Below are 20,449 nucleotides of genomic sequence, written 5' to 3' on the forward strand. Positions count from 1 at the left end.
CATCCTGTGCATATCGCTGACATGACCATGTTCTACGCCCCTGCCAGCGGTGGCGTGCGCACGTATCTGGACGCTAAACACCGTCGCCTCGCGCTTTACCCGGGCGTGCGCCACAGCCTGCTGATTCCCGGGCCGCAAAGCAGTCATGAGGACGGCGTGTACCGGGTGCCGGCGCCGCCCGTGCCTTTTGGCAACGGCTATCGGTTCCCGCTGCGCGTCGGTCCCTGGCGAGCTGCCCTGCGAAGCCTGCGGCCGGACCTCATTGAAGTCGGCGATCCTTACCTGACGGCCTGGGCGGCACTGGATGCCCGGCGCCAACTGGACGTGCCGGTGATTGGCTTCTACCACTCCGATTTGCCGCTGCTGGTGAGCAACCGCATCGGCACCTGGCTGGGCGCCAACGTCGAGAATTACGTGAGCAAGCTCTACGGCAACTTTGACCGGGTGCTGGCGCCGAGCGCCGCGATGGCGGAGAAGCTGACCCGCCTGGGTGTGAAGAACGTTCATGTGCAGCCGTTGGGGGTGGATCTGCAGACGTTTCATCCCTCTCGCCGAGATTCGGGCCTCAAGGCCGAACTGGGCCTGACAGAAGAAACACACCTGCTTATCTTTGCCGGCCGTGGGTCGAAAGAGAAAAACCTGACCGTTCTCCTCGATTGCATGAAGGCGCTGGGCGCGGGTTATCACCTGTTGCTGGTGGGCTCCCATATGCCAACCAGCGTGCCGACAAACGTGACGGTTGTGGATAAATTCCGCCCTGCCGCCGAGGTCTCGCGTCTGCTGGCAAGCGCTGATGCGCTGGTGCATGCCGGGGATCAGGAGACCTTCGGCCTGGTGGTGATCGAAGCCATGGCCAGCGGGATCCCGGTGGTCGCGGTGGATGCCGGTGCGTTCGGCGAAATCATCCCAGAGCACTGCGGCCTGCGGTGCGAACCCAATCACCCGCTGGCCATGGCGGCCGCCGTGCGTCAGTTGTTTGCCGAGAATGCGGCACGCCGAGGCGCGAATGCGCGGCGTCATGTCGAGGGGCACTACGCGTGGGACACCGTCGTCGCCGGCTTGCTCGGCCATTACCACGCAGTGCTCGGCGCCCACCAGCCGGGGTATGCCCATGGCTGATCACATGGCGAACACGCCACGCAGCGTCATGCTGGTCCTTCACGACGTGGCACCCCAGACCTGGCCGGATTATCGCCCGTTTGTGGAAGCCGTCGATGCGCTGGGAAACGTGCCCATTACCTGGCTGGTGGTGCCGGACTTCCACAAGCACGACCCGATCGATGCCAACCCGGATTTCCAGCGGTTGATGCACGACCGTCTTGCACGGGGCGATGAACTGGCGCTGCACGGGTATCACCATTGCGACGACAGCCCTGCCCCGCGCACGCCGCAGGACTTTTTCATGCGCCGCATTTACACCTGGGAAGGCGAGTTCTACACCCTCAACGAGCAGCAGGCGATGGAGCGACTCGAAGCCGGCATGGAAGTGTTCCGGCGCAAAGACTGGCCGCTTCACGGGTTCGTTGCACCGGCCTGGCTGATGAGCGAAGGCACGCGCGATGCCCTGCGAAAATTGCCGTTGGACTACACAAGTGATGCCCAACACTTGTATCGTCTGCCGGACTTTTCCGAGATCGATGCACCCGGCATCGTCTGGAGCGCTCGCAGCGCCTGGCGCCGGGGCGTATCAAAAATCGTCAGCAACCACCGTGAGGCTCAATTGCACAACGCCGCAACTATTCGTCTGGGTCTGCACCCTGTGGACATGCGCCACGACTTCTCCCGTCTTTATTGGCTGCAAGCCCTTGAGCGCCTGCTGAACGACGGCCGCACGCCGACGAGCAAATTTGCCTGGTTACAGGGCCTTAATGCCGCCAGGTCTGCGGCGTGAGGCGACTTGGCTGGCTTGCAGCAGCACTGATACTCGCCCTGCTGATTCCGTTTTTCATGGGCGGGGCGGACATGTTTCATCGCCTGCGCAATTTCCCGGTAATGCTCCTGATCGGCATGTTCGGCATGGTATTGGTGGGCTGGTGCATGAACACCATGCGCCTGCGCCTGTTACTCGGCGACGCCGCCACTGGGCTCGGCATGCGCAAGAGCCTTGCCGTGGTCATGGCGACCGAGTTTGCCTACTGCGCGACACCCGGTGGCAGCGGAGCGCCTCTGACGCTGGTGGCACTGCTCTCGCGCAGCGGCATCGGCCCGGCGAAGAGCACAGCGGCTTTCGCCACTGACCAGTTGATGGATCTGGTGTTTTTCCTGCTCGCACTGATCGGCATCCTGATTTACGCGGTGTTCCACCAGCTCAGCGAAAATCTTGAATGGATGCTCATTGCCAGCGCCCTGCTGATCGGCGCCGGGCTTTGCGCCTGCGCCGGTTTCGCGCGGTATCACCGACGCATCATTCTGTTCAACGGTCGGGTGCTCAAACGTCTGAAACGCAAGAACACCACGCGTATTCGCTGGGCGCGCAAGCTGTTGCATTTTCGCGACGCGCTGGCGGAAACCTGGAAGATGCCCCATCGCATACTGCTACAAGTGTTTGCGCTGACCTGCGTGCACTGGAGTCTGCGTTACAGCGTGCTGTACCTGGCGTTGCAAGGGTTGGGCGTGAATATCGACTGGGCGTGGACGTTTCTGGTGCAGATGCTCTCGCTGAGCGCCGGGCAGTTCAGCCTCTCGCCGGGCGGTGCGGGAGCTGCGGAGTTGACGTCGGCGGCCTTGTTGGCGCCGATGATGGGCAAGTCGACGGCAGCTGCGGCGATCCTTATCTGGCGGATCGTCACCTATTACTTCTATCTGGTCGCAGGCGGTCCGGTGTTTCTGTTGATGGTCGGGCGCCCACTTTTAAACAAGCTACTGCGGATCAAGACTGTCTGATTCGTCTTCCTGTTTGGCAGACGTCAGTTCTTTCCATAACGCTTGCGCCCCCTCGAAGTCCGTGCCGTCTTCCGGCGACATTGCGTCGACGTCGTAACGGCTCAGGCACCCCTCGCCAAGGGTCGGCGGGGCTTTGGATGTGGCTTTGTCGAGGGGGTCGCTCATGTTGTTCCGCCTGTCTCGCCGCAGAAGCCTGAGTGTTCGCACACCATCATGGTGAAGTGAGCCGCTGAAACTTCAGCGGGCTCCCCAAACCGCTTAGACACTGCTTAATCAAAGACCACTGTCTTGTTGTCATGCACCAGCACGCGGTCTTCCAGGTGCGCGCGCAGCCCGCGAGCGAGCACCATTTTCTCCACGTCGCGACCGAAACGCACCATGTTATCGATGCTGTCGCGATGGCTTACGCGCACCACGTCCTGCTCGATGATCGGACCGGCGTCCAGTTCTTCAGTCACATAGTGGCAAGTAGCACCGATCAGTTTCACGCCGCGCAGCGACGCTTGGTGATACGGCTTGGCGCCGACAAACGAAGGCAGGAAGCTGTGGTGAATGTTGATGACCTGATGCGCGTATTCCCGGCACAGCTGCGGCGGCAGAATCTGCATGTAACGCGCCAGCACAACAACGTCGGCTTCGTGGTGTTTGACCAGACGCGAGACTTCGGCGAACGCCGGCTCTTTGTCTTTCGGATCAACCGGCACATGGTAATAAGGAATGTTGTGCCACTCGACCATGCTGCGCAGGTCCTGGTGGTTGGAAATCACGCAGGCGATTTCGCAGTGCAATTCATCGCTGTGCCAGCGGTGCAACAGGTCGGCCAGGCAGTGGGATTCCCGGCTTGCCATGAGCACGACGCGTTTTTTCTGCGCGGAGTCGGTAATCCGCCAGTCCATCGAAAACTCTTCGGCGATAGGCGCAAAGGCTTGGCGGAAACCTTCGAGGTCGAAAGGCAGGGAATCGGCACGGATTTCATGACGCATGAAAAACCAGCCGCTGAGACTGTCAGAGTGATGACTCGCTTCGGTAATCCAGCCGTTGTGCGAGGCCAGAAAGTTACTGACCTTGGCAACGATACCGACACGGTCCGGGCAAGCAATCACCAGACGAAAAGTGCGCATGTGAAAAACTCCAGAACTTCGCAAAGGCCGCCATTCTAGCGATTACCTGAGGACTGTGCAGTACCCGTATGCCGCTCATTTCAGGCGGCAAAAAAGCGCACCCTGCGGGGGTTAATGCATAAGTGCCAGACCGGTTCATCGGCGACGGAAATTCGACGCCAGATACTTCGCTGGAAGTGCACCATGAGGGGCGTTCTATAACCCAACATGTGTATCTAAATCGAGCGTATGTCTGCGGCTATTTCAAAATGCTACGGATAAAACTTTTCTTAAATGTTTACTTGCGCAAACACTCTGATTATTATGCGCCCATCGCATCTTGCCCATCACAACATAGGTAACCCCCATGTCATTGATCAACGAATACCGCGCAACAGAAGAAGCCATCAAAGAATTGCAAGCCCGCCTGCAAAACCTGCAACAAGACGACAAACTGCAGAAAGAACTTGAGTTCGAAGGCAAACTGCGCACGTTGATGGGCGAATATCAGAAATCCCTGCGCGACATCATCGCGCTGTTGGATCCAGAGTCCAAAATGAAGGCGCCACGTGGCGCTGCTGTAAAGCCGGTTGGCACCAAGCGCGCTCGCAAGGTCAAGCAATACAAGAACCCGCACAACGGTGAAATCATCGAAACCAAAGGCGGCAACCACAAGACGTTGAAAGAGTGGAAAGCCAAGTGGGGCGGCGACGAGGTTGAAGGCTGGGCAACTCTGCTGGGTTAATTCCCGGGTGTAGAGTCAGTCGTCGCACTGAAACGTCCGACCCCAAAAAAACGCCAGCTGATGCTGGCGTTTTTTATTGCCTGCCATTAATCCAGCCTGGCTTAAAGCGCCAGACGCTGTTTCAACACCAGAGAGTATTCCTGCCATTGAGCGAGCACCTTGAGTTGCTCGGGCGTGGCCTTCAGTGAGAGCTCGATCAGCGCACGGCTGAATGCCTTGAGCGTATTCGGCGCGCCGGCCTGAGGATCGCTCAGGCGCAACTGACAAAACGCCAGCCAGCGCTGTTGCTCTGCAACGCTCAGGGTTTCAGCAAAGTTGCGGGCGCGATAGCGGAATAACAACTCGGGCAGTCGGTGATCATCGAACGGCCAGACATCGGTAGCCAGTTGCTGCGGCTCGGCAGTTCGCACCTGCTCGCAGAGACGACGGTCCCGGTCATTGATGAAGCCATCGTATAACTGCTGTTCCGGATCTTCACTGGCAGCGAAGTTGTCGTTGGCGTACACGCTTTTCAACTTGTCCTGCCAGATCGTCTGCCCTTCATTCAATGCGGCGACGCGCATTTTATAAACACTCATGTCCAATTGCAGACGCTGACGGTCCTCCTCACGAAGCACGCTCAGCGGGGCAATGACCGGGCATTTATTTACATGCAGCAATTTGAGCGGGACCGGCAACTGGCCTTCGAGCAGATCTTCGCGACGGGTATATAGACGCTGACGCAAGGTCTCGCCGTCTTCGTCCAGCAGCGGGCTGTGGTCATGGAAAAGGTCGCAGACAATCAATGCATTTCGGTTGACCGGATGCCAGGCCAGCGGGAGTACAACGCTCACATAACTTCGCGCCGCGGAAAACCGACCCGATATATGCACAAGCGGCTGCATCAACCGAATCTGATCCTGCACCTTGTGCTTGAAGCGCAACTCAAAAAGATAATCGTAAAGTTTGGGTTGTTTATCGCGAACCAGGCGCGCCAGTGCGATGGTCGCGCGGACGTCGGAAAGCGCGTCGTGGGCCTGACCATGGTCGATCCCGTTGGCCGCCGTCAGCCGCTCGAGTTTCAGCGTGACCCGGCCCTCTTCTTCCGGCCAGACAATGCCTTCGGGGCGCAATGCGTAAGCCGTGCGGACCACGTCGATCAGGTCCCAGCGGCTGTTACCGCTCTGCCACTCGCGGGCGTAAGGATCGAAGAAGTTTCGGTAAAGGCTGTAGCGGGTCATCTCATCGTCAAATCGCAACGTGTTGTATCCCGCGCTGCAGGTGCCGGGGAGTGACATCTCTGCGTGCAATCGCGTCATGAAATCCGCTTCACACAGGCCCTTTTCCGCAAGCCGGTCAGGCGTAATGCCCGTCACCAGACACGCGGCCGGATGGGGCAGGATGTCATCGCCGGGCTGGCAATAGAGGTTGATCGGTTCGCCGATCTCGTTGAGCTGATCGTCCGTACGAATGCCCGCCACTTGCAGCGGCCGGTCGTTGCGTGGATTGATCCCGGTGGTTTCGTAGTCGTACCAGAAGATGCTGGAAGTCACGGGCTGATCCTGAGCAAAAGACCGGGCGAGTTTATCAGATGCCTTTGGGCGTCTGACGCCAGCGGATGCACACCACCGCTTGGGATACTGCGACACAGTTTGTGCGAAAGTGGCGGCTGTCTGTGGGCAGCAAGTTGTAACAGGACCCTTCCCACACTGTGTCCAGAATCATCCGGTTGCTTAGCCGCTCCGGCGTGGCTAGCATCAAACCTCTTTCACCGGCGTACCTTTCTTTATGTCCCTTTCCCATGCAGAGCCAGGAATTGCTGCGCCGCTTGTCCTGCTGGACACCCGTGTTCGCATGGAAACGCCCGAGGGCATAGACCTCATCCTGCGCCCCGCCGGTTTACTGCCCCGCTCCGTTGCGTTCGGCATCGACCTGATGATTCGCGGCGTATTGCTGGGTGTCCTGTTTTTTGTGCTGGGAACACTGGGCGACTTCGGCACCGGACTGTTCATGCTCGCGCTGTTTCTCGGAACCTGGGGCTATATGGTGCTCTTCGAGGTGCTGCACCAGGGGCGCACGCCGGGGAAACAGATCATGGGGCTGCGGGTCATTCACGATGACGGCACGCCGATTGGCTGGTCGGCCTCAGTGCTGCGCAACCTGCTGCGTTTCGTCGACATGCTGCCCTTCGGCTACTGCGTTGGCGGGTTCACCTGTTTGCAGCGCCCGTTGTTCAAACGCCTGGGGGATCTGGCGGCCGGCACGCTGGTCATCTATCGGGATTTACCCCCGCAGCGGTCGTCACTGGCAGAGGCCACTGCGGTGAGCCCACCGCTGCCCCTCTTGCTGGAGGAGCAGCGCGCCATACAAGCCTTTGCCGAGCGTCACGACACACTTTCTCCGGCGAGGGCTCAGGAGCTCGCCGCCATCGTCACGCAGCCGTTGCAGCTGGCTACCTCGCCAGATCCGCACTATCCGGTCCAGCAACTACACGGCATCGCCCGCAGCCTGGCCGGTTCGTCATGAAGCAGAGCCTGTTCGAACAACGCCATGCAGACGACTGGCAGCGTTTTGCAACGCGTCTTGAGGCGCTGGAAGGGAGTCGACGTAAAAGCGAATCCGGTGCTGGCTTCAGCCGCGAATACCGTCAGATCTGCCAACACCTTGCGCTGGCGATTGACCGTGGGTATGCCAGTTATCTGGTCGAGCAACTGCAACAGCTTGCAATGCGCGGCCACCAACAGTTGTATCGCCACCGAAGCCAGTTCACTGCGCAGTTGCTGAGCTTCGTGCTGGCGGACTTTCCGCGGCTGGTGCGTGCTGAATGGCGATGGGTTGCCCTCGCCGGCCTGCTGTTTTTTGGCAGTCTGACGCTCATGGCGCTGCTGGTCTACGGCTATCCGGATCTGGTCTACAGCGTCGTCAGCCCGGCCGATGTCGCCGAGATGCACGCGATGTACGAGCCCGCCGCGCGGCGCATCGGGCAGACGGCCGAGCGCGCATCGAGCACTGACTGGCTAATGTTCGGTTACTACGTCATGCACAACGTCGGCATTGCTTTCCAGACCTTCGCCAGCGGCCTGCTCTTCGGCGTCGGCAGTCTGTTTTTTCTGTTCTTCAACGGGCTGATGATTGGCGCGGTTGCAGGCCATCTTACCGACGCGGGCATGGGGGCAACTTTCTGGCCGTTCGTGGTCGGACACAGCGCCTTTGAGCTGACCGGCATCATGCTGGCGGGTGCGGCGGGGCTCAAACTCGGATGGGCGCTGGTGGCGCCTGGTCAACTGCGCCGGAGCGAGGCGCTCCAAAGCGCTGCCCGGACCAGCGTACGACTGATCGGCGGGGTCATGATGTTCCTGCTCATCGCCGCATTCATTGAAGCGTACTGGTCGTCGATGAGCTGGCCACCAGCGACGGCCAAATATGGGGTGGGCGCTTCTTTGTGGCTGCTCGTCGGCGCCTACCTGACGCTTGCCGGACGAACGCCCCATGCGCCTGACTGACGCCAGCGTTGTCATACGCCCACGTACGCCCTGGGAGGCCATCGACCTGGGCGTTCTTCTGGCCCAACGGCACCGCGGCTTGCTGATGACCAGCTGGGCCATCGTCACCTTGCCGGTCTTCGCAATGATTACCCTGCTGCTGTGGGATTACCCGTCGGTGGCAGTGCTCGTGTTCTGGTGGCTGAAGCCGGCCTACGAACGGCTCCCGCTGCTGATTCTGTCCCAGGCGCTCTTCAGCCCGGGACCTTCGCTCAGGCAGGCGCTGAAAAGCTTCCCGTCCGCACTCAAACCGCAGTTGATAGCGAGCCTGACGTGGCGCCGTCTGAGCCTCAGCCGCAGCTTTTATCAGCCGGTGCAGCAACTCGAAGGACTCGACGGATTGCCGCGTGCGCAGCGGATTGCCGTGCTTGGGCAGAAGGATTCCCGGGCGGCGCGTCTTCTGACCGCGCTGGGCAGCACCCTTGAACTGACTTTCTGGATCGGCCTGATGGTGCTGTTCTACGCCATGATTCCGCCGCAGATCGAAGCCGACTGGTCGTGGCGCAGCTTGCTGGACATCGAGGGTGAATGGAACTGGCTGGAGCATCTGACCAACGGGTTTTATGCCTTGGTCCTTATCGTCTGGGGGCCGGTGTATGTGTCGTGCGGGTTCGCGCTGTACCTCAATCGCCGAACCGCGTTGGAGGCGTGGGACATCGAACTGGGTTTCCGCAAGCTGCGTCAGCGTGTTATGGGCAGCGCACTGGCGTTGCTACTGGGCGGGTGCCTTGCACTGACGTTGCTGCCGTCTTCCGCCCTGGCAGAGTCGGCGCTAAACCCGTCGATGACAGACCCGTCAATGGCGGACGAAATCCCCGGCGAATCGGGCAATAGCTGCCCGTTGCCGCCGCTGGACAACCCGCAGACGGACGAGAACGTGGCCTCGCCGGATTCGCCTCGCCTGCGTAATCAGTTGCTGACCAGCCAGGCGTCACAGGACGCCATCCATTCAGTGCTTGAGCAACCGCCGTTTAAAAATCCCAAACCAGTGTCCGGCTGGCGAATCGCCCAGCCAAAACAGGATGCCAGCCATGATGCCAGGTCAGCCGAGACACTGACCTGGCTGGCGCGGCTGGTCGTCGGCCTGCTCAACGTGGGCAAAACCTTATCAACGCTATTCGGGGCACTGTTATGGACGCTCGTTGGCCTGACGGTCGTGTGGGTGATCTGGCGCTATCGGGCCTGGTTCGCCACCTTCGTTGGTAAAAGCACGCCCAAGGCAATTGCACCACAAGACCTCCCTCAGCAACTCTTTGGCCTGCAGGTTCGGGCTGAAAGCCTGCCGGCGGATGTCGCCGATGCAGCAGAAAGGCTCTGGCAGCAGTCACCGCGCGAGGCGTTGAGCCTGCTTTACCGCGCACTGCTGAGCCGCCTGTTGACGGATTACCAGCTGCCGCTGAGAAGCGCAGACACCGAGGTCCAGATACTGGCGCGGATCGCCGAGCTCAAGCAGCCCTCCCTCGATGACTTCAGCCATGAGCTGACGTGGCACTGGCAGAATCTCGCGTACGGGCACCAGATGCCGCCGGATCAGGCACGGCAGACGTTGTGTGCAGACTGGCGGAAGTTGTTCGCGCAGGGGGCAGGGGCATGAGCCGGCGCTGGATCATCGGGCTGGTCGCCACGCTGATGCTGGCAAGCATCGTCATCGCCAGTGTGCCCGTACTGAAGCGGCTCGAGCGTTACCAGGAAACCGTCGATCAGGGCCCTTCTCCCGAGGCGCTGGCCAACCCTTACCTCGCCGCTCAGACGTTCCTGCGTCAGCGGAACATTGTGGTGAAGACGGTCGAAACCCTCGCCACTCTCCCGGATATCCAGGACCAGCCGCAGACGCTCATGCTGCTGGATTTTCGCGACAAGATGACGCCGTCCGAGGTCCAGCGCTTGCTGGCCTGGACCCGTTCGGGAGGCCGGCTTCTGTTTGTTGCGGAACAACTGTGGGACCCGACCAAGGGGAGCAGCGGCGACCTGTTGCTGGATCAATTGCAGATTCATCAATTTCTCACCCTGGATCTGCAAGAGCAGGACCGCGAACGTCAGCGCGAACAGCTCAAGCCGGTCATCCCGCTGAGCACTCCGGACATTCAAGGCTCCGAAACGCCGTGGCCCGAGTTGACCCGGCTATTCCTGCAAAATGAAAACGATCCGGCCTACATGAGCTTCGACCCGGCCTTCCACCTGGATGACCCCGAGGATCATGCGCAGTCATGGGCCAACAGCGCTGACGCCACGCACCTGCTGCAAATGGTGTACGGCTCCGGATTGATCACCGTCGTCACCGACGCCGACCTCTGGAAAACCCACGCCATCGGCGAATACGATAATGCCTGGCTGCTCTGGTACCTGAGCCAGGACAGCACTGTCACGATGGTGCTGCGCACGGAACACGACAACCTGTTCGGCCTGCTCTGGAAATACTTCCCACAAGCCCTCCTCGCGTTGACGCTGTGCCTCATCGCAACGCTTTGGCATGCAGCCATGCGCCATGGCCCGATGCTGCCAGTCCTGTCCCGTGGTCGCCGTCAGCTCAGCGAGCACCTGCGGGCGAGCGCCGACTTCATGCTCCGCCGCGAAGGCCAGCACGCCGCGTTGCGCGCCTTGCAGCAAGACATCCTGCGCCGCGCCCGGCAACGGCATCCCGGTTTTGAAACCCTGGCCGTCACCGAACAATGGCAAACGCTGGCGCGCATGACACGTCAGTCCACCAGCAGCATCGGCCAGGCATTGCGTCCGCGGCCGGAGCAACGCCTGTCCAGCAGCGAATTCACCCGTCAGGTTGCGTACCTGCAAACCATCAGGAATGCCTTATGAACGATCAACCGACCGAGCCAGGCCACGCCGCCAATCACCTCCCCACTCCAGAACACGGGGCCGTGGACCACAAGCACATCGAGCCAGCCACCCCCTCGGGCAGCAATCCGGCGCAGCAGCGCCAGCGTGCGATTCATCTGGCGCAGGCGGTGCGGCACGAGTTGCAAAAAGCGGTGATCGGCCAGGACGCCGTGATCGATGATGTACTGACTGCACTGATCGGCGGCGGCCATGTGTTGCTTGAAGGCGTTCCCGGGCTGGGCAAGACGCTGCTGGTACGGGCGCTGGCCCGGTGTTTCGGCGGCGAGTTCGCGCGCATTCAGTTCACCCCTGACCTGATGCCCAGCGACGTCACCGGCCATGCCGTTTATGACATGCAGAGCGAGCAGTTCAAGCTGCGCAAAGGGCCGCTGTTCACCCATCTGCTGCTGGCAGACGAGATCAACCGCGCACCGGCGAAGACTCAGGCCGCGCTGCTTGAGGCGATGCAGGAACGTCAGGTTACGCTGGAAGGCCGCGCCCTGCCGGTGCCGCAACCATTCATGGTGCTCGCGACGCAGAACCCGATCGAACAGGAAGGTACTTATCCGCTGCCTGAAGCCGAACTCGACCGCTTCATGCTCAAAGTGCGTATGGATTACCCCCAGGCTGATCAGGAGCTGGAGATGGTCCGCCAGGTGACCCGTTCGACGCGCTCCGACATGCTCGACATCCAGCCCCTGCGCACCTTGATGCAGGCGAAAGATGTGCTGGCGCTGCAACGCATCGCCGGCGATCTGCCGGTGGATGAACAGGTCCTCGATTACGCCGTACGGCTGGCCCGCGCCACCCGTACGTGGCCGGGCCTGACACTCGGCGCGGGGCCGCGGGCGTCCATCGCGCTGATTCGGGGAGCCCGCGCGCGGGCGCTGTTGCGCGGCGGCGAGTTCGTCGTACCCGACGATGTCAAAGGTTGTGCGCTGGCAGTACTGAGGCACAGGGTCAGGCTGGCGCCGGAGCTGGACATCGAAGGGTTGTCGGTGGATCACGTGCTCAAGCAATTGCTGGATCAGGTGGCGGCGCCGCGCCGATGAAACAACTGCTCAAGCCTTCGACCCGCATGCTCTGGTGGCTGGCCGTTCTGCTCGGCGTGTCGGTGCTACTCGGCATTTTGCAGGCATTGGGTCGAGGCCCCGTTGCACGGCTGGACGGCTTTTTCTGGACCCTGCTGTGGGGAATGGCTGCCGTGGCAGGGCTGGATGCAGCATGGCTGTGGCGCTTGCCCTCCCCTCGGGTCAAGCGGCATTTGACCGGCAGCCTGGGGATGGGACGCTGGAGCGAGGTGCGGGTCGAGCTGGAACACGATTCGCCCCGCGCGCTGCACATGACCTTCTTTGATCACGGCCCCTCCGAGCCGGACGCCCGCTACGAAACCGACAATCTGCCCCAGGTCGTCGTGCTGCGCCCCCAGCGAACGGCCCAGCTGACCTATCGGCTGCGGCCGGCCAGCCGGGGGGATTTCACTTTCGAACGGACCGAAATCCTCATGCGCAGCCCGTTGCGCCTGTGGTCATCCCGGCGGTATGTATCCAGCCATGACGCCGTCCGGGTCTACCCGGATTACGCCCGGCTGCAGAACGGGCAGTTGCTGGGCGTCGAGAACTGGCTCAGGCAGATCGGCATCCGCCAGCAACCGCGTCGGGGACTGGGCCTGGAGTTTCATCAGCTGCGCGAATTTCGTGAAGGCGACAGCCTGCGCCAGATCGACTGGAAAGCCACGGCCCGGCATCGCGCGCCCATTGCCCGGGAATATCAGGATGAGCGCGATCAGCAAATCCTGTTCATGCTCGACTGTGGCCGACGCATGCGCAGCCAGGACGGCGAGTTGACGCATTTCGACCATGGGCTGAACGCCTGCCTGCTGTTGAGCTATGTGGCCTTGCGTCAGGGCGACGCGGTCGGTCTTTTAACCTTCGCGGGCGATCAGGACCGGCATTTGCCACCCGTCAAAGGCGCGGGGCAGCTGAACGTGCTGCTGAATCACCTCTACAACGTCAACGCGACCCAGCGCCCCGCCGATTATGCGGTGGCGATGCGAACCCTCCTCGCGCGGCAGAAGCGACGGGCGTTGGTGGTGTTGATCACCAACCTGCGGGACGAGGATGACGAGCAATTACTCGAAGCGGTCAAACAGTTGAGTCGCCATCACCGGGTGCTGATTGCCAGTCTGCGCGAGGCCGTGCTCGACGATCTTCGTCAAGCGCCGGTGCACACCTGGCAACAGGCCGTGGACTATTGCGGAACGGTCGACCTGCTCAGCGCACGCAGCGGGCTGCATGAGCGTTTGATCGCCCATGGCATCCCTGTGCTGGATGTGCGCCCCAGTGAGCTGGGGCCAGAGTTGGTAAGCCGATACATGAGCTGGAAAAAAGCCGGCGCGCTGTAGGGCGCCGGCCTTCAGGCAGACGCTTCGAGCGGATAGAAGCTGAAATAGCGCTGCAAGGCCTGAATGAGGACAAAGTATTCCGCCGGCGCCGCTTGCAGACGGAAGCCGGAATCGAATATGCGAGGGGTTTCGTCTTCCTGACACCACAGGCAGCTGGCGTCGATGTCGATGTGGTAGAGGCCGTTCTTGCCGTCAGGCACTTTCAGGCGCAGCTGAAAATCGGCGCCCACCAGAATGGGCAGATCGCTGATCAGCATCAGGCCCTGCTCTGACACGTTCCCCAGACAACCCAAAGGTTTATCGGTGTACCGGTTGAACACTTGCAGGTAGTAAGGCAGTTGATGACGCTCTATTCGTCGTTCATTAAGCATGCGGACACTCGCCCTGAGATGACCATTGAGCATGGCCGCGCTAGTGCTTTGGGATTCGGTTGCACGGAACTGCCAGACCCGTAAAGCCAGAACCCATCAATGGATAAGCCCATCACGGCATCTGACTCACTCGGTACTGGCAAAAGTCACTGACTCCTAGGGCCGATCGGCGTTAAACACCCCTATCGGGCTCGCTTTCGGATCAGTGGCACTGCCACCTTCGTCAAAACACTTAGGTCCCTACCCATCGCAGCCTAGCTCAGGTTTTCCCGATATCCACTCGAAAACGCTACCGTACATCCACTCGGGTGTAACTAACGTGAAGCAGGGCGCGGTGTGGCGGGCGGCGCCAGGTTGTCATGGCCGAGCTGATGCAGGGTGTCCAGACGGGCCTTGGCGCGGAACGCGTATTCGCTTTCCGGGAACTGGGTGATGATGTACTGGTAGGTCTGTACCGCATCCATGTAGAACTTCTGGCGCTCCAGGCACTGACCCCGCAACATCGACACTTCGGGCTGCACGTAGCGACGCGAACGGCTCTCCCGGTCGACTTTCGACAGGTTGTACATCACCGCGTCACAGTCGCCCTGGGCGTAGGCGCGGTTGGCATTGTTCAAATGGCTGTTCATTGCCCAGCGGGTGCAACCACCCAAGGCAAGCAGCGCCACTAATATCATCACGATTCGCATGAGAGTCTCCTGTGCTCAGCCCTTGTATCGGCGTATTCCGGGATTTCTTCAAGGCCGTTTTGAGCCCCGCCGGCCTGCCGATTGCCCAGCGATCAGGGGGTCAGGTAGTGCAAAGGAACAATGACTACAGAGCAATACAGTAGTAGCCTCTCGCTGCGCTTCATTTAAGGAGTTTGTGCATGACCGTTCGCCGCACCAAAATCGTAGCCACACTGGGCCCTGCCAGTAATTCGCCAGAAGTCATCGAGAAGCTGATTCTTGCTGGCCTGGACGTCGCCCGCCTTAACTTCTCCCACGGTACGCCCGACGAGCACAAGGCTCGCGCGAAGCTGATCCGCGACATCGCCGCCAAGAACGGTCGGTTCGTCGCGTTGCTGGGTGACCTTCAAGGCCCGAAAATCCGCATCGCCAAATTCGTCAACAAGAAGATCGAGCTGAAGGTAGGTGACAAGTTCATCTTCTCCACCAGCCATCCTCTGACCGACGGCAACCAGGACATCGTCGGTATCGATTACCCCGATCTGGTCAAGGACTGCGGCGTCGGCGACGAGCTGCTGCTGGACGATGGGCGCGTGGTCATGCGCGTCGACACGCAAACCGCCGATGCACTGCATTGCACCGTGACCATCGGCGGCCCGCTGTCGGATCACAAAGGCATCAACCGTCGCGGCGGCGGCCTCACGGCACCGGCGCTGACCGAGAAAGACAAGCAGGACATCAAACTCGCTGCCGAAATGGACCTGGATTACCTGGCCGTTTCGTTCCCGCGTGACGCGGCCGACATGGAATACGCGCGCAAGCTGCGTGACGAATCCGGCGGCACGGCCTGGCTGGTGGCGAAGATCGAACGCGCCGAAGCCGTTGCCGACGACGACACCCTCGATGCCCTGATCCGCGCCAGTGACGCGGTCATGGTTGCCCGTGGCGACCTGGGCGTGGAAATCGGCGACGCCGAGCTGGTGGGCGTCCAGAAGAAAATCATCCTGCACGCGCGTCGCCACAACAAGGCGGTGATCGTTGCCACGCAGATGATGGAATCGATGATTTCAAGCCCGATGCCAACCCGCGCTGAAGTGTCCGACGTGGCCAACGCCGTGCTCGACTACACCGACGCCGTGATGCTGTCCGCTGAAAGTGCCGCGGGCTCATACCCTGTGGAAGCCGTTGAAGCGATGGCGCGTATCTGCGTCGGCGCTGAACGTCATCCGACCGGCAAGACCTCCAGCCACCGCGTCGGTCACTCGTTCACCCGTTGTGACGAAAGCATCGCGCTGGCCGCCATGTACACCGCCAACCACTTCCCAGGCGTGAAAGCGATCATCGCGCTGACTGAAAGCGGCTATACCCCGCTGATCATGTCGCGCATTCGCTCCTCGGTGCCGATCTACGCGTTCTCCCCGCACCGCGGCACCCAGGCGCGCGCGGCGATGTTCCGTGGCGTCTACACCATTCCGTTCGACCCGGCCGCACTGCCGCCTGGTCAGGTCAGCCAGTCCGCTGTGGACGAACTGGTCAAGCGCGGTCTGGTGGAGCAAGGCGACTGGGTCATCCTGACCAAGGGCGACAGCTACCACACCATCGGCGGCACCAACGGCATGAAGATCCTGCACGTCGGCGACCCAATGGTTTAAGCGACACCGAAACACGAAAAAGCCCCGCCTCGTGAGAGTGCGGGGCTTTTTTACGTCTCTGAACCCATGGCCCGTCAGCCTTTCTCCGCAAATACGTCCGCCAGCAACTGACTGCGCGGCAGTCCTGCGATGAAGAGCCGCTTCGAAAACACCTCGACGCTGACGGGCGACCCGCAGACCAGCGCAATGGTCTGACGAGACGTCACGCGCAACCCACTCAGCTCGGCCGCAAAGTTTTCCTGATTGATCAGCTCCACGTGCAGGTTCGGATGCTGGATCGCCAGCTCGCCCAGCGCCCCTGCCAAGTAATGCTCTTGAGGCTCACGCGCCAGATGCAACAGGCGAATTTCACCCTGATGGTGCTGCCGCAACGCCTCGTGCAGCACACCCCACAACGGTGCCAATCCGGTCCCCGCCGCCAGCAGCCATAACGGCCGGTCCTGCCAGTCAGGGTCGTAATGCAACGCGCCGCCTTGAAGTTCGCCGAGACGGACAGAATTGCCCGGTTGCAGCCTACGGGCGACATCAACGAAAGCGCCCGGGCGCTGGCAGTCGATGTGAAACTCCAGAAAGGGATCGTTCCCCGGCACACTCGCCAACGAGTAGGGCCGTGCTACGCCGCTCTCGGTCCACAGCACCAGATGCTGTCCGGCACGATAGCGCAACGGACGTTCGGGGTTCAGTCGCAGGCGCAGCACCGATGCGCTGAGCCAGTCAGCCCCGACGACGGTTGCCGGCAAGCCATCGCGCAAGGGATCGAAGATCTCAACGGTCAGATCGCTCGTCACCCGGCACTGGCACGACAGCCGCCAGCCCTGGGCGCGCTTGTCGGCCTCCAGCGCATCGGGCGCGGCGTCCAGCGGATCGCCACTGACGCAACGCACCATGCACGTGTGGCAACTGCCGGCGCGGCAACTGTAGGGGACGGACAACCCGGCGTCGTTAAGCGCGTCGAGCAAATTCGCCGCAGGCGCCACCGACCATTGCCGGTCGCCCACACGCAACTCAGGCATCGGCGTAATCCCAGGCGCCGTGGCAACGGTTGCGGCCCTCGTGCTTGGCGCGATACAGCGACTGGTCGGCGCGTTGCAGTGCGCGGTCCATGTGGTCGCCACGCTCAATGACGGCCATGCCGATGGACAGGCTCAGGTCCAGTTCAGGAAACTCCGGCAGCGTGACCCGGGTAAACGCCAGCCGGATACGTTCGCAGCAATCGACCAACTGCGCACGGGTGCAGCGAGGGATAAGCAACACGAATTCTTCACCGCCATAACGCGCGAGGATGTCGTCGGAGCGAAGGCACTGGGCAGCGGTTTTGCCGAACACCTGCAGCACCCGATCACCCGCCGCGTGACCATGGATATCATTGACCCGCTTGAAGTGATCCAGGTCGATGAGCGCCAGCCCGGCGGTGTAATTGCCGTCCATGAGCTCAAGTTCCCGGGTCGCTATGCGCAGGAAGTGACGGCGGTTGTAGAGGTTGGTGAGTTCGTCGGTGGACGCCAGCTCTTCGAGCTGGAGCATCATGCCGCGCAGGGTTTCCTGGTGCGCCTGCAAGGTGATCCGCCGCTGGTGCATGCGATTGCGCGAGTTCTGCACGAAGCGCGCGAACAGGCACAGCCAGGAGAAAACGATGAACAGCGCGCAGGTCTGAATCACCGCCAGCCCCGGATCGGCGAGGCGTCCGCGGCTGGCGTCCCAGAGGTTGACGCCGGCGAACCCCAGCAGGGCAAACAGGGCGCAACGCGCGAAAATACTGGGGCGCAGATGAAACAATCCGAACATCAGCACCAGCACGTAAACGAGCAGAAAGGTGCCGCGGGAGGCTTCCGTATGGCTAATCAGAAACGTCTGCCAGCCCAGCCCCAGCAACACCTGAAACTCGGTCAGGCTGGGGTCTTTGAAGCGTCGGTTGTAGCCACCAAAAAACACCAGACTCAACGCGGCCTGACAGAAGAGCACCAGCACACTGGTGCACCAGATCCCGAAGAAAGTGGCGTGATAGTAGCCGGTAAAATACGCCATCCATACGAGCATCAGCCCCAGCACGTAGGTGCCGGTAGCGAGCGCGAAACGTTTCAGCAGCAAGCGCTGGATAGTTTGGGCATTCACTCGTTGACTCATCATGGGTATTAAGGGTCCGTCCCGTACCGGCAAGATGACCTGTGATACTTTTCAGGCACCAGATCGAAGCAATCCTGCGCCGTGCGCGGTAATGCAGGCAGCTTGCCACTGTAGTGCTTGCGCAAAAAAATGACTATTCAAATTCCTGTGTTCCAGACGGCCGTAGCAATCTGTTTCACCGGTGTTTCGGTATATACGTTGTACGATGTTCGACCATTGATTGGCGCTCGGCAGATGTACCTTGTTTGACCTCGGGTTATACTGCCGCGCCTTTTTTACCCCGGCCTGCCGAGGTGTTGCCCGGCTGTCTGACGCCTGATCAAGATGCTTTCATCCGGCCCATGCGGTCCCGTCGCCACCCGCAATTCGAATGTTCCCGCCAAATCAGAGGAGCGCGCCCAATGACCGTGATCAAGCAAGATGACCTGATCCAGAGTGTCGCTGACGCCTTGCAGTTCATTTCTTACTACCACCCCGTTGATTTCATCCAGGCCATGCACGAGGCCTACCTGCGAGAAGAGTCGCCCGCTGCACGCGACTCCATGGCCCAGATCCTGATCAATTCGCGCATGTGCGCCACCGGTCACCGGCCAATCTGCCAGGACACCGGCATTGTGACCGTGTTCGTCCGCGTCGGCATGGACGTGCGCTGGGATGGCGCGACCATGGGCCTGGACGACATGATCAACGAAGGCGTGCGTCGCGCCTACAACCTGCCGGAAAACGTCCTGCGCGCCTCGATCCTCGCCGATCCGGCCGGCGCCCGCAAGAACACCAAGGACAACACACCTGCAGTCATTCACTACTCCATCGTCCCGGGTAACACTGTGGAAGTGGACGTGGCGGCCAAGGGCGGCGGTTCGGAAAACAAATCGAAGATGGCGATGCTCAACCCGTCCGACTCCATCGTCGACTGGGTGCTGAAAACCGTGCCGACCATGGGCGCTGGCTGGTGCCCACCCGGCATGCTCGGCATCGGCATCGGCGGTACGGCCGAGAAAGCGGCGGTCATGGCCAAGGAAGTCTTGATGGAATCCATCGACATCCACGAGCTCAAGGCGCGCGGCCCGTCGAACCGTCTGGAAGAAATGCGTCTGGAGCTGTTCGAGAAGGTCAACCAGCTGGGCATCGGCGCCCAGGGCCTCGGCGGTCTGACCACCGTGCTCGACGTCAAGATCATGGATTACCCGACCCACGCCGCGTCCTTGCCGGTCTGCATGATCCCCAACTGCGCCGCCACCCGCCACGCCCACTTCGTCCTCGACGGCTCCGGCCCGGCTTCGCTGGAAGCGCCACCGCTGGACGCCTACCCGGAGATCGTCTGGGAAGCCGGCCCGTCGGCGCGCCGCGTCAACCTCGACACGCTGACGCCGGAAGACGTGCAGAGCTGGAAGCCGGGCGAAACCGTCCTGCTCAACGGCAAAATGCTCACCGGTCGCGACGCGGCGCACAAGCGCATGGTCGAGATGCTGAACAAGGGCGAAACCCTCCCGGTAGACCTGAAGGGCCGCTTCATCTATTACGTCGGCCCGGTTGATCCGGTCGGTGACGAAGTGGTGGGGCCTGCCGGGCCGACCACCGCGACGCGGATGGACAAGTTCACCCGCCAGATCCTTGAGCAGACCGGCCTGTTGGGCATGATCGGCAAATCCGAGCGCGGCCCGACCGCCATCGAGGCGATCAAGGACAACAAAGCGGTTTACCTGATGGCCGTTGGCGGCGCCGCTTATCTGGTCGCTCAGGCGATCAAGAAGTCGCAAGTGCTTGCGTTCCCGGAGCTGGGCATGGAAGCGATCTACGAGTTCGAGGTCAAGGACATGCCCGTCACGGTTGCCGTCGACAGCAAGGGCGAGTCGGTTCACATCACCGGCCCCGCCATCTGGCAGAAGAAGATCAGTGAAAGCCTGGCAGTGGAAGTGCAGTAACAGCTGCGCTGCATGAATAAACCCGGCATTGGCCGGGTTTATTTTTGCTTGCCCAGAGTGTCCGTACGAGCCCCTTATCAGCAATGGCGTTGATGACTATCGCAATTCGGTCTAACCCGATGAACGATGCCAAGTCATTCATTTAACTGACAAATCGAAAGAATCAGGCCCCTACTGGTATTCATGACAGGTGACAGGACGATGTCGCAGTGAAACTCTGAGTC

Annotated in this window: 19 protein-coding genes; 12 read left to right on the forward strand and 7 right to left on the reverse strand. The window is 61.1% G+C overall.

What is annotated here, in order from left to right:
• Nucleotides 1-6 precede the first annotated feature (6 nt).
• The 3 genes from SLW75_RS14855 to SLW75_RS14865 are packed head-to-tail and all read left to right on the forward strand — an operon-like array spanning nt 7 to nt 2,883.
• The gene (locus SLW75_RS14855; RefSeq protein ID WP_410934812.1) at nt 7-1,119 is read left to right on the forward strand and encodes a glycosyltransferase family 4 protein; all 1,113 of its coding nucleotides are present in this window, start codon (nt 7-9) and stop codon (nt 1,117-1,119) included.
• On the forward strand, nt 1,112-1,891 hold the full coding sequence (locus tag SLW75_RS14860) for a DUF2334 domain-containing protein (RefSeq protein WP_410934813.1): 780 nt from the start codon (nt 1,112-1,114) through the stop codon (nt 1,889-1,891). Before SLW75_RS14855 ends, SLW75_RS14860 begins: the two co-directional genes overlap by 8 nt.
• The gene (locus tag SLW75_RS14865; RefSeq protein WP_083233245.1) at nt 1,888-2,883 is read left to right on the forward strand and encodes a YbhN family protein; all 996 of its coding nucleotides are present in this window, start codon (nt 1,888-1,890) and stop codon (nt 2,881-2,883) included. The genes SLW75_RS14860 and SLW75_RS14865 overlap by 4 nt, the downstream gene beginning before the upstream one ends.
• Here SLW75_RS14865 and SLW75_RS14870 read toward each other — a convergent pair.
• Both SLW75_RS14870 and purU read right to left on the reverse strand, forming a co-directional pair.
• Nucleotides 2,860-3,048 (reverse strand): hypothetical protein, encoded by a 189-nt coding sequence (locus SLW75_RS14870; RefSeq protein WP_410934814.1) that lies wholly within the window; start codon nt 3,046-3,048, stop codon nt 2,860-2,862. The two genes, SLW75_RS14865 and SLW75_RS14870, sit on opposite strands and share 24 nt — an antisense overlap.
• Before the next feature lie 104 nt (nt 3,049-3,152).
• Nucleotides 3,153-4,004 (reverse strand): formyltetrahydrofolate deformylase, encoded by an 852-nt coding sequence (gene purU, locus SLW75_RS14875; RefSeq protein WP_410934815.1) that lies wholly within the window; start codon nt 4,002-4,004, stop codon nt 3,153-3,155.
• Between the two features lie 346 nt (nt 4,005-4,350).
• Here purU and mvaT point away from each other — a divergent pair, with 346 nt between their 5' ends.
• Nucleotides 4,351-4,728: a histone-like nucleoid-structuring protein MvaT gene (gene mvaT, locus SLW75_RS14880; protein WP_065992265.1), complete on the forward strand. Its 378-nt coding sequence runs from the start codon at nt 4,351-4,353 to the stop codon at nt 4,726-4,728.
• A 101-nt stretch (nt 4,729-4,829) separates the two neighbouring features.
• Here mvaT and sbcB read toward each other — a convergent pair whose 3' ends face one another.
• The gene (gene sbcB / locus SLW75_RS14885) at nt 4,830-6,260 is read right to left on the reverse strand and encodes an exodeoxyribonuclease I (RefSeq protein WP_410934816.1); all 1,431 of its coding nucleotides are present in this window, start codon (nt 6,258-6,260) and stop codon (nt 4,830-4,832) included.
• Between the two features lie 235 nt (nt 6,261-6,495).
• Between sbcB and SLW75_RS14890 the strand changes: the two genes are divergently transcribed.
• Genes SLW75_RS14890 through SLW75_RS14915 form a run of 6 tightly spaced genes read left to right on the forward strand, consistent with a single transcriptional unit; the run spans nt 6,496 to nt 13,485 of the window.
• Nucleotides 6,496-7,233, forward strand: coding sequence for an RDD family protein (locus tag SLW75_RS14890; protein ID WP_410934817.1), 738 nt, complete (start codon nt 6,496-6,498; stop codon nt 7,231-7,233).
• The gene (locus SLW75_RS14895) at nt 7,230-8,210 is read left to right on the forward strand and encodes a stage II sporulation protein M (RefSeq protein WP_410934818.1); all 981 of its coding nucleotides are present in this window, start codon (nt 7,230-7,232) and stop codon (nt 8,208-8,210) included. The genes SLW75_RS14890 and SLW75_RS14895 overlap by 4 nt, the downstream gene beginning before the upstream one ends.
• Complete coding sequence (locus SLW75_RS14900) at nt 8,197-9,843, forward strand: DUF4129 domain-containing protein (RefSeq protein ID WP_410934819.1); 1,647 nt, start codon at nt 8,197-8,199, stop codon at nt 9,841-9,843. The genes SLW75_RS14895 and SLW75_RS14900 overlap by 14 nt, the downstream gene beginning before the upstream one ends.
• Nucleotides 9,840-11,060, forward strand: a complete 1,221-nt coding sequence (locus tag SLW75_RS14905) for a DUF4350 domain-containing protein (protein WP_065992255.1) — start codon at nt 9,840-9,842, stop codon at nt 11,058-11,060. Before SLW75_RS14900 ends, SLW75_RS14905 begins: the two co-directional genes overlap by 4 nt.
• On the forward strand, nt 11,057-12,133 hold the full coding sequence (locus SLW75_RS14910; protein WP_410934820.1) for an AAA family ATPase: 1,077 nt from the start codon (nt 11,057-11,059) through the stop codon (nt 12,131-12,133). The genes SLW75_RS14905 and SLW75_RS14910 overlap by 4 nt, the downstream gene beginning before the upstream one ends.
• Complete coding sequence (locus tag SLW75_RS14915; protein WP_410934821.1) at nt 12,130-13,485, forward strand: DUF58 domain-containing protein; 1,356 nt, start codon at nt 12,130-12,132, stop codon at nt 13,483-13,485. Before SLW75_RS14910 ends, SLW75_RS14915 begins: the two co-directional genes overlap by 4 nt.
• A gap of 11 nt (nt 13,486-13,496) precedes the next feature.
• Here the strand turns inward: SLW75_RS14915 and SLW75_RS14920 are convergent, their stop codons facing one another.
• Entirely contained in the window at nt 13,497-13,856 is a 360-nt protein-coding gene (locus tag SLW75_RS14920; protein WP_192132807.1) for a PilZ domain-containing protein, read from the reverse strand.
• Between the two features lie 314 nt (nt 13,857-14,170).
• On the reverse strand, nt 14,171-14,545 hold the full coding sequence (locus SLW75_RS14925; protein ID WP_065992246.1) for a tetratricopeptide repeat protein: 375 nt from the start codon (nt 14,543-14,545) through the stop codon (nt 14,171-14,173).
• A 179-nt stretch (nt 14,546-14,724) separates the two neighbouring features.
• Here SLW75_RS14925 and pyk point away from each other — a divergent pair, with 179 nt between their 5' ends.
• A complete protein-coding gene (gene pyk, locus SLW75_RS14930) occupies nt 14,725-16,176 on the forward strand; it encodes a pyruvate kinase (RefSeq protein WP_065992245.1) in 1,452 nt (483 codons plus the stop codon).
• A gap of 74 nt (nt 16,177-16,250) precedes the next feature.
• Here pyk and SLW75_RS14935 read toward each other — a convergent pair whose 3' ends face one another.
• Nucleotides 16,251-17,189 (reverse strand): iron-sulfur-binding ferredoxin reductase, encoded by a 939-nt coding sequence (locus tag SLW75_RS14935; protein ID WP_410934822.1) that lies wholly within the window; start codon nt 17,187-17,189, stop codon nt 16,251-16,253.
• Entirely contained in the window at nt 17,182-18,288 is a 1,107-nt protein-coding gene (locus SLW75_RS14940) for a GGDEF domain-containing protein (protein WP_410928500.1), read from the reverse strand. The genes SLW75_RS14935 and SLW75_RS14940 overlap by 8 nt, the downstream gene beginning before the upstream one ends.
• Before the next feature lie 413 nt (nt 18,289-18,701).
• On the opposite strand from SLW75_RS14940, the gene SLW75_RS14945 reads away from it, so the two are divergent.
• Nucleotides 18,702-20,225, forward strand: a complete 1,524-nt coding sequence (locus SLW75_RS14945) for a fumarate hydratase (protein WP_081567934.1) — start codon at nt 18,702-18,704, stop codon at nt 20,223-20,225.
• The last annotated feature ends 224 nt before the right edge of the window (nt 20,226-20,449 follow it).

It is taken from the genome of Pseudomonas sp. W5-01 (genome assembly GCF_046540435.1).
GTDB lineage: Bacteria > Pseudomonadota > Gammaproteobacteria > Pseudomonadales > Pseudomonadaceae > Aquipseudomonas > Aquipseudomonas graminis_B.

Coding starts and splice junctions, on each gene's coding strand:
- SLW75_RS14860 (WP_410934813.1), top strand. CDS start 1,112: ATGGCTGATCACATGGCGAACACGCCACGCAGCGTCATGCTGGTCCTT.
- SLW75_RS14870 (WP_410934814.1), bottom strand. CDS start 3,048: ATGAGCGACCCCCTCGACAAAGCCACATCCAAAGCCCCGCCGACCCTT.
- purU (WP_410934815.1), bottom strand. CDS start 4,004: ATGCGCACTTTTCGTCTGGTGATTGCTTGCCCGGACCGTGTCGGTATC.
- mvaT (WP_065992265.1), top strand. CDS start 4,351: ATGTCATTGATCAACGAATACCGCGCAACAGAAGAAGCCATCAAAGAA.
- SLW75_RS14890 (WP_410934817.1), top strand. CDS start 6,496: ATGTCCCTTTCCCATGCAGAGCCAGGAATTGCTGCGCCGCTTGTCCTG.
- SLW75_RS14895 (WP_410934818.1), top strand. CDS start 7,230: ATGAAGCAGAGCCTGTTCGAACAACGCCATGCAGACGACTGGCAGCGT.
- SLW75_RS14900 (WP_410934819.1), top strand. CDS start 8,197: ATGCGCCTGACTGACGCCAGCGTTGTCATACGCCCACGTACGCCCTGG.
- SLW75_RS14905 (WP_065992255.1), top strand. CDS start 9,840: ATGAGCCGGCGCTGGATCATCGGGCTGGTCGCCACGCTGATGCTGGCA.
- SLW75_RS14910 (WP_410934820.1), top strand. CDS start 11,057: ATGAACGATCAACCGACCGAGCCAGGCCACGCCGCCAATCACCTCCCC.
- SLW75_RS14915 (WP_410934821.1), top strand. CDS start 12,130: ATGAAACAACTGCTCAAGCCTTCGACCCGCATGCTCTGGTGGCTGGCC.
- SLW75_RS14920 (WP_192132807.1), bottom strand. CDS start 13,856: ATGCTTAATGAACGACGAATAGAGCGTCATCAACTGCCTTACTACCTG.
- SLW75_RS14925 (WP_065992246.1), bottom strand. CDS start 14,545: ATGCGAATCGTGATGATATTAGTGGCGCTGCTTGCCTTGGGTGGTTGC.
- pyk (WP_065992245.1), top strand. CDS start 14,725: ATGACCGTTCGCCGCACCAAAATCGTAGCCACACTGGGCCCTGCCAGT.
- SLW75_RS14935 (WP_410934822.1), bottom strand. CDS start 17,189: ATGCCTGAGTTGCGTGTGGGCGACCGGCAATGGTCGGTGGCGCCTGCG.
- SLW75_RS14945 (WP_081567934.1), top strand. CDS start 18,702: ATGACCGTGATCAAGCAAGATGACCTGATCCAGAGTGTCGCTGACGCC.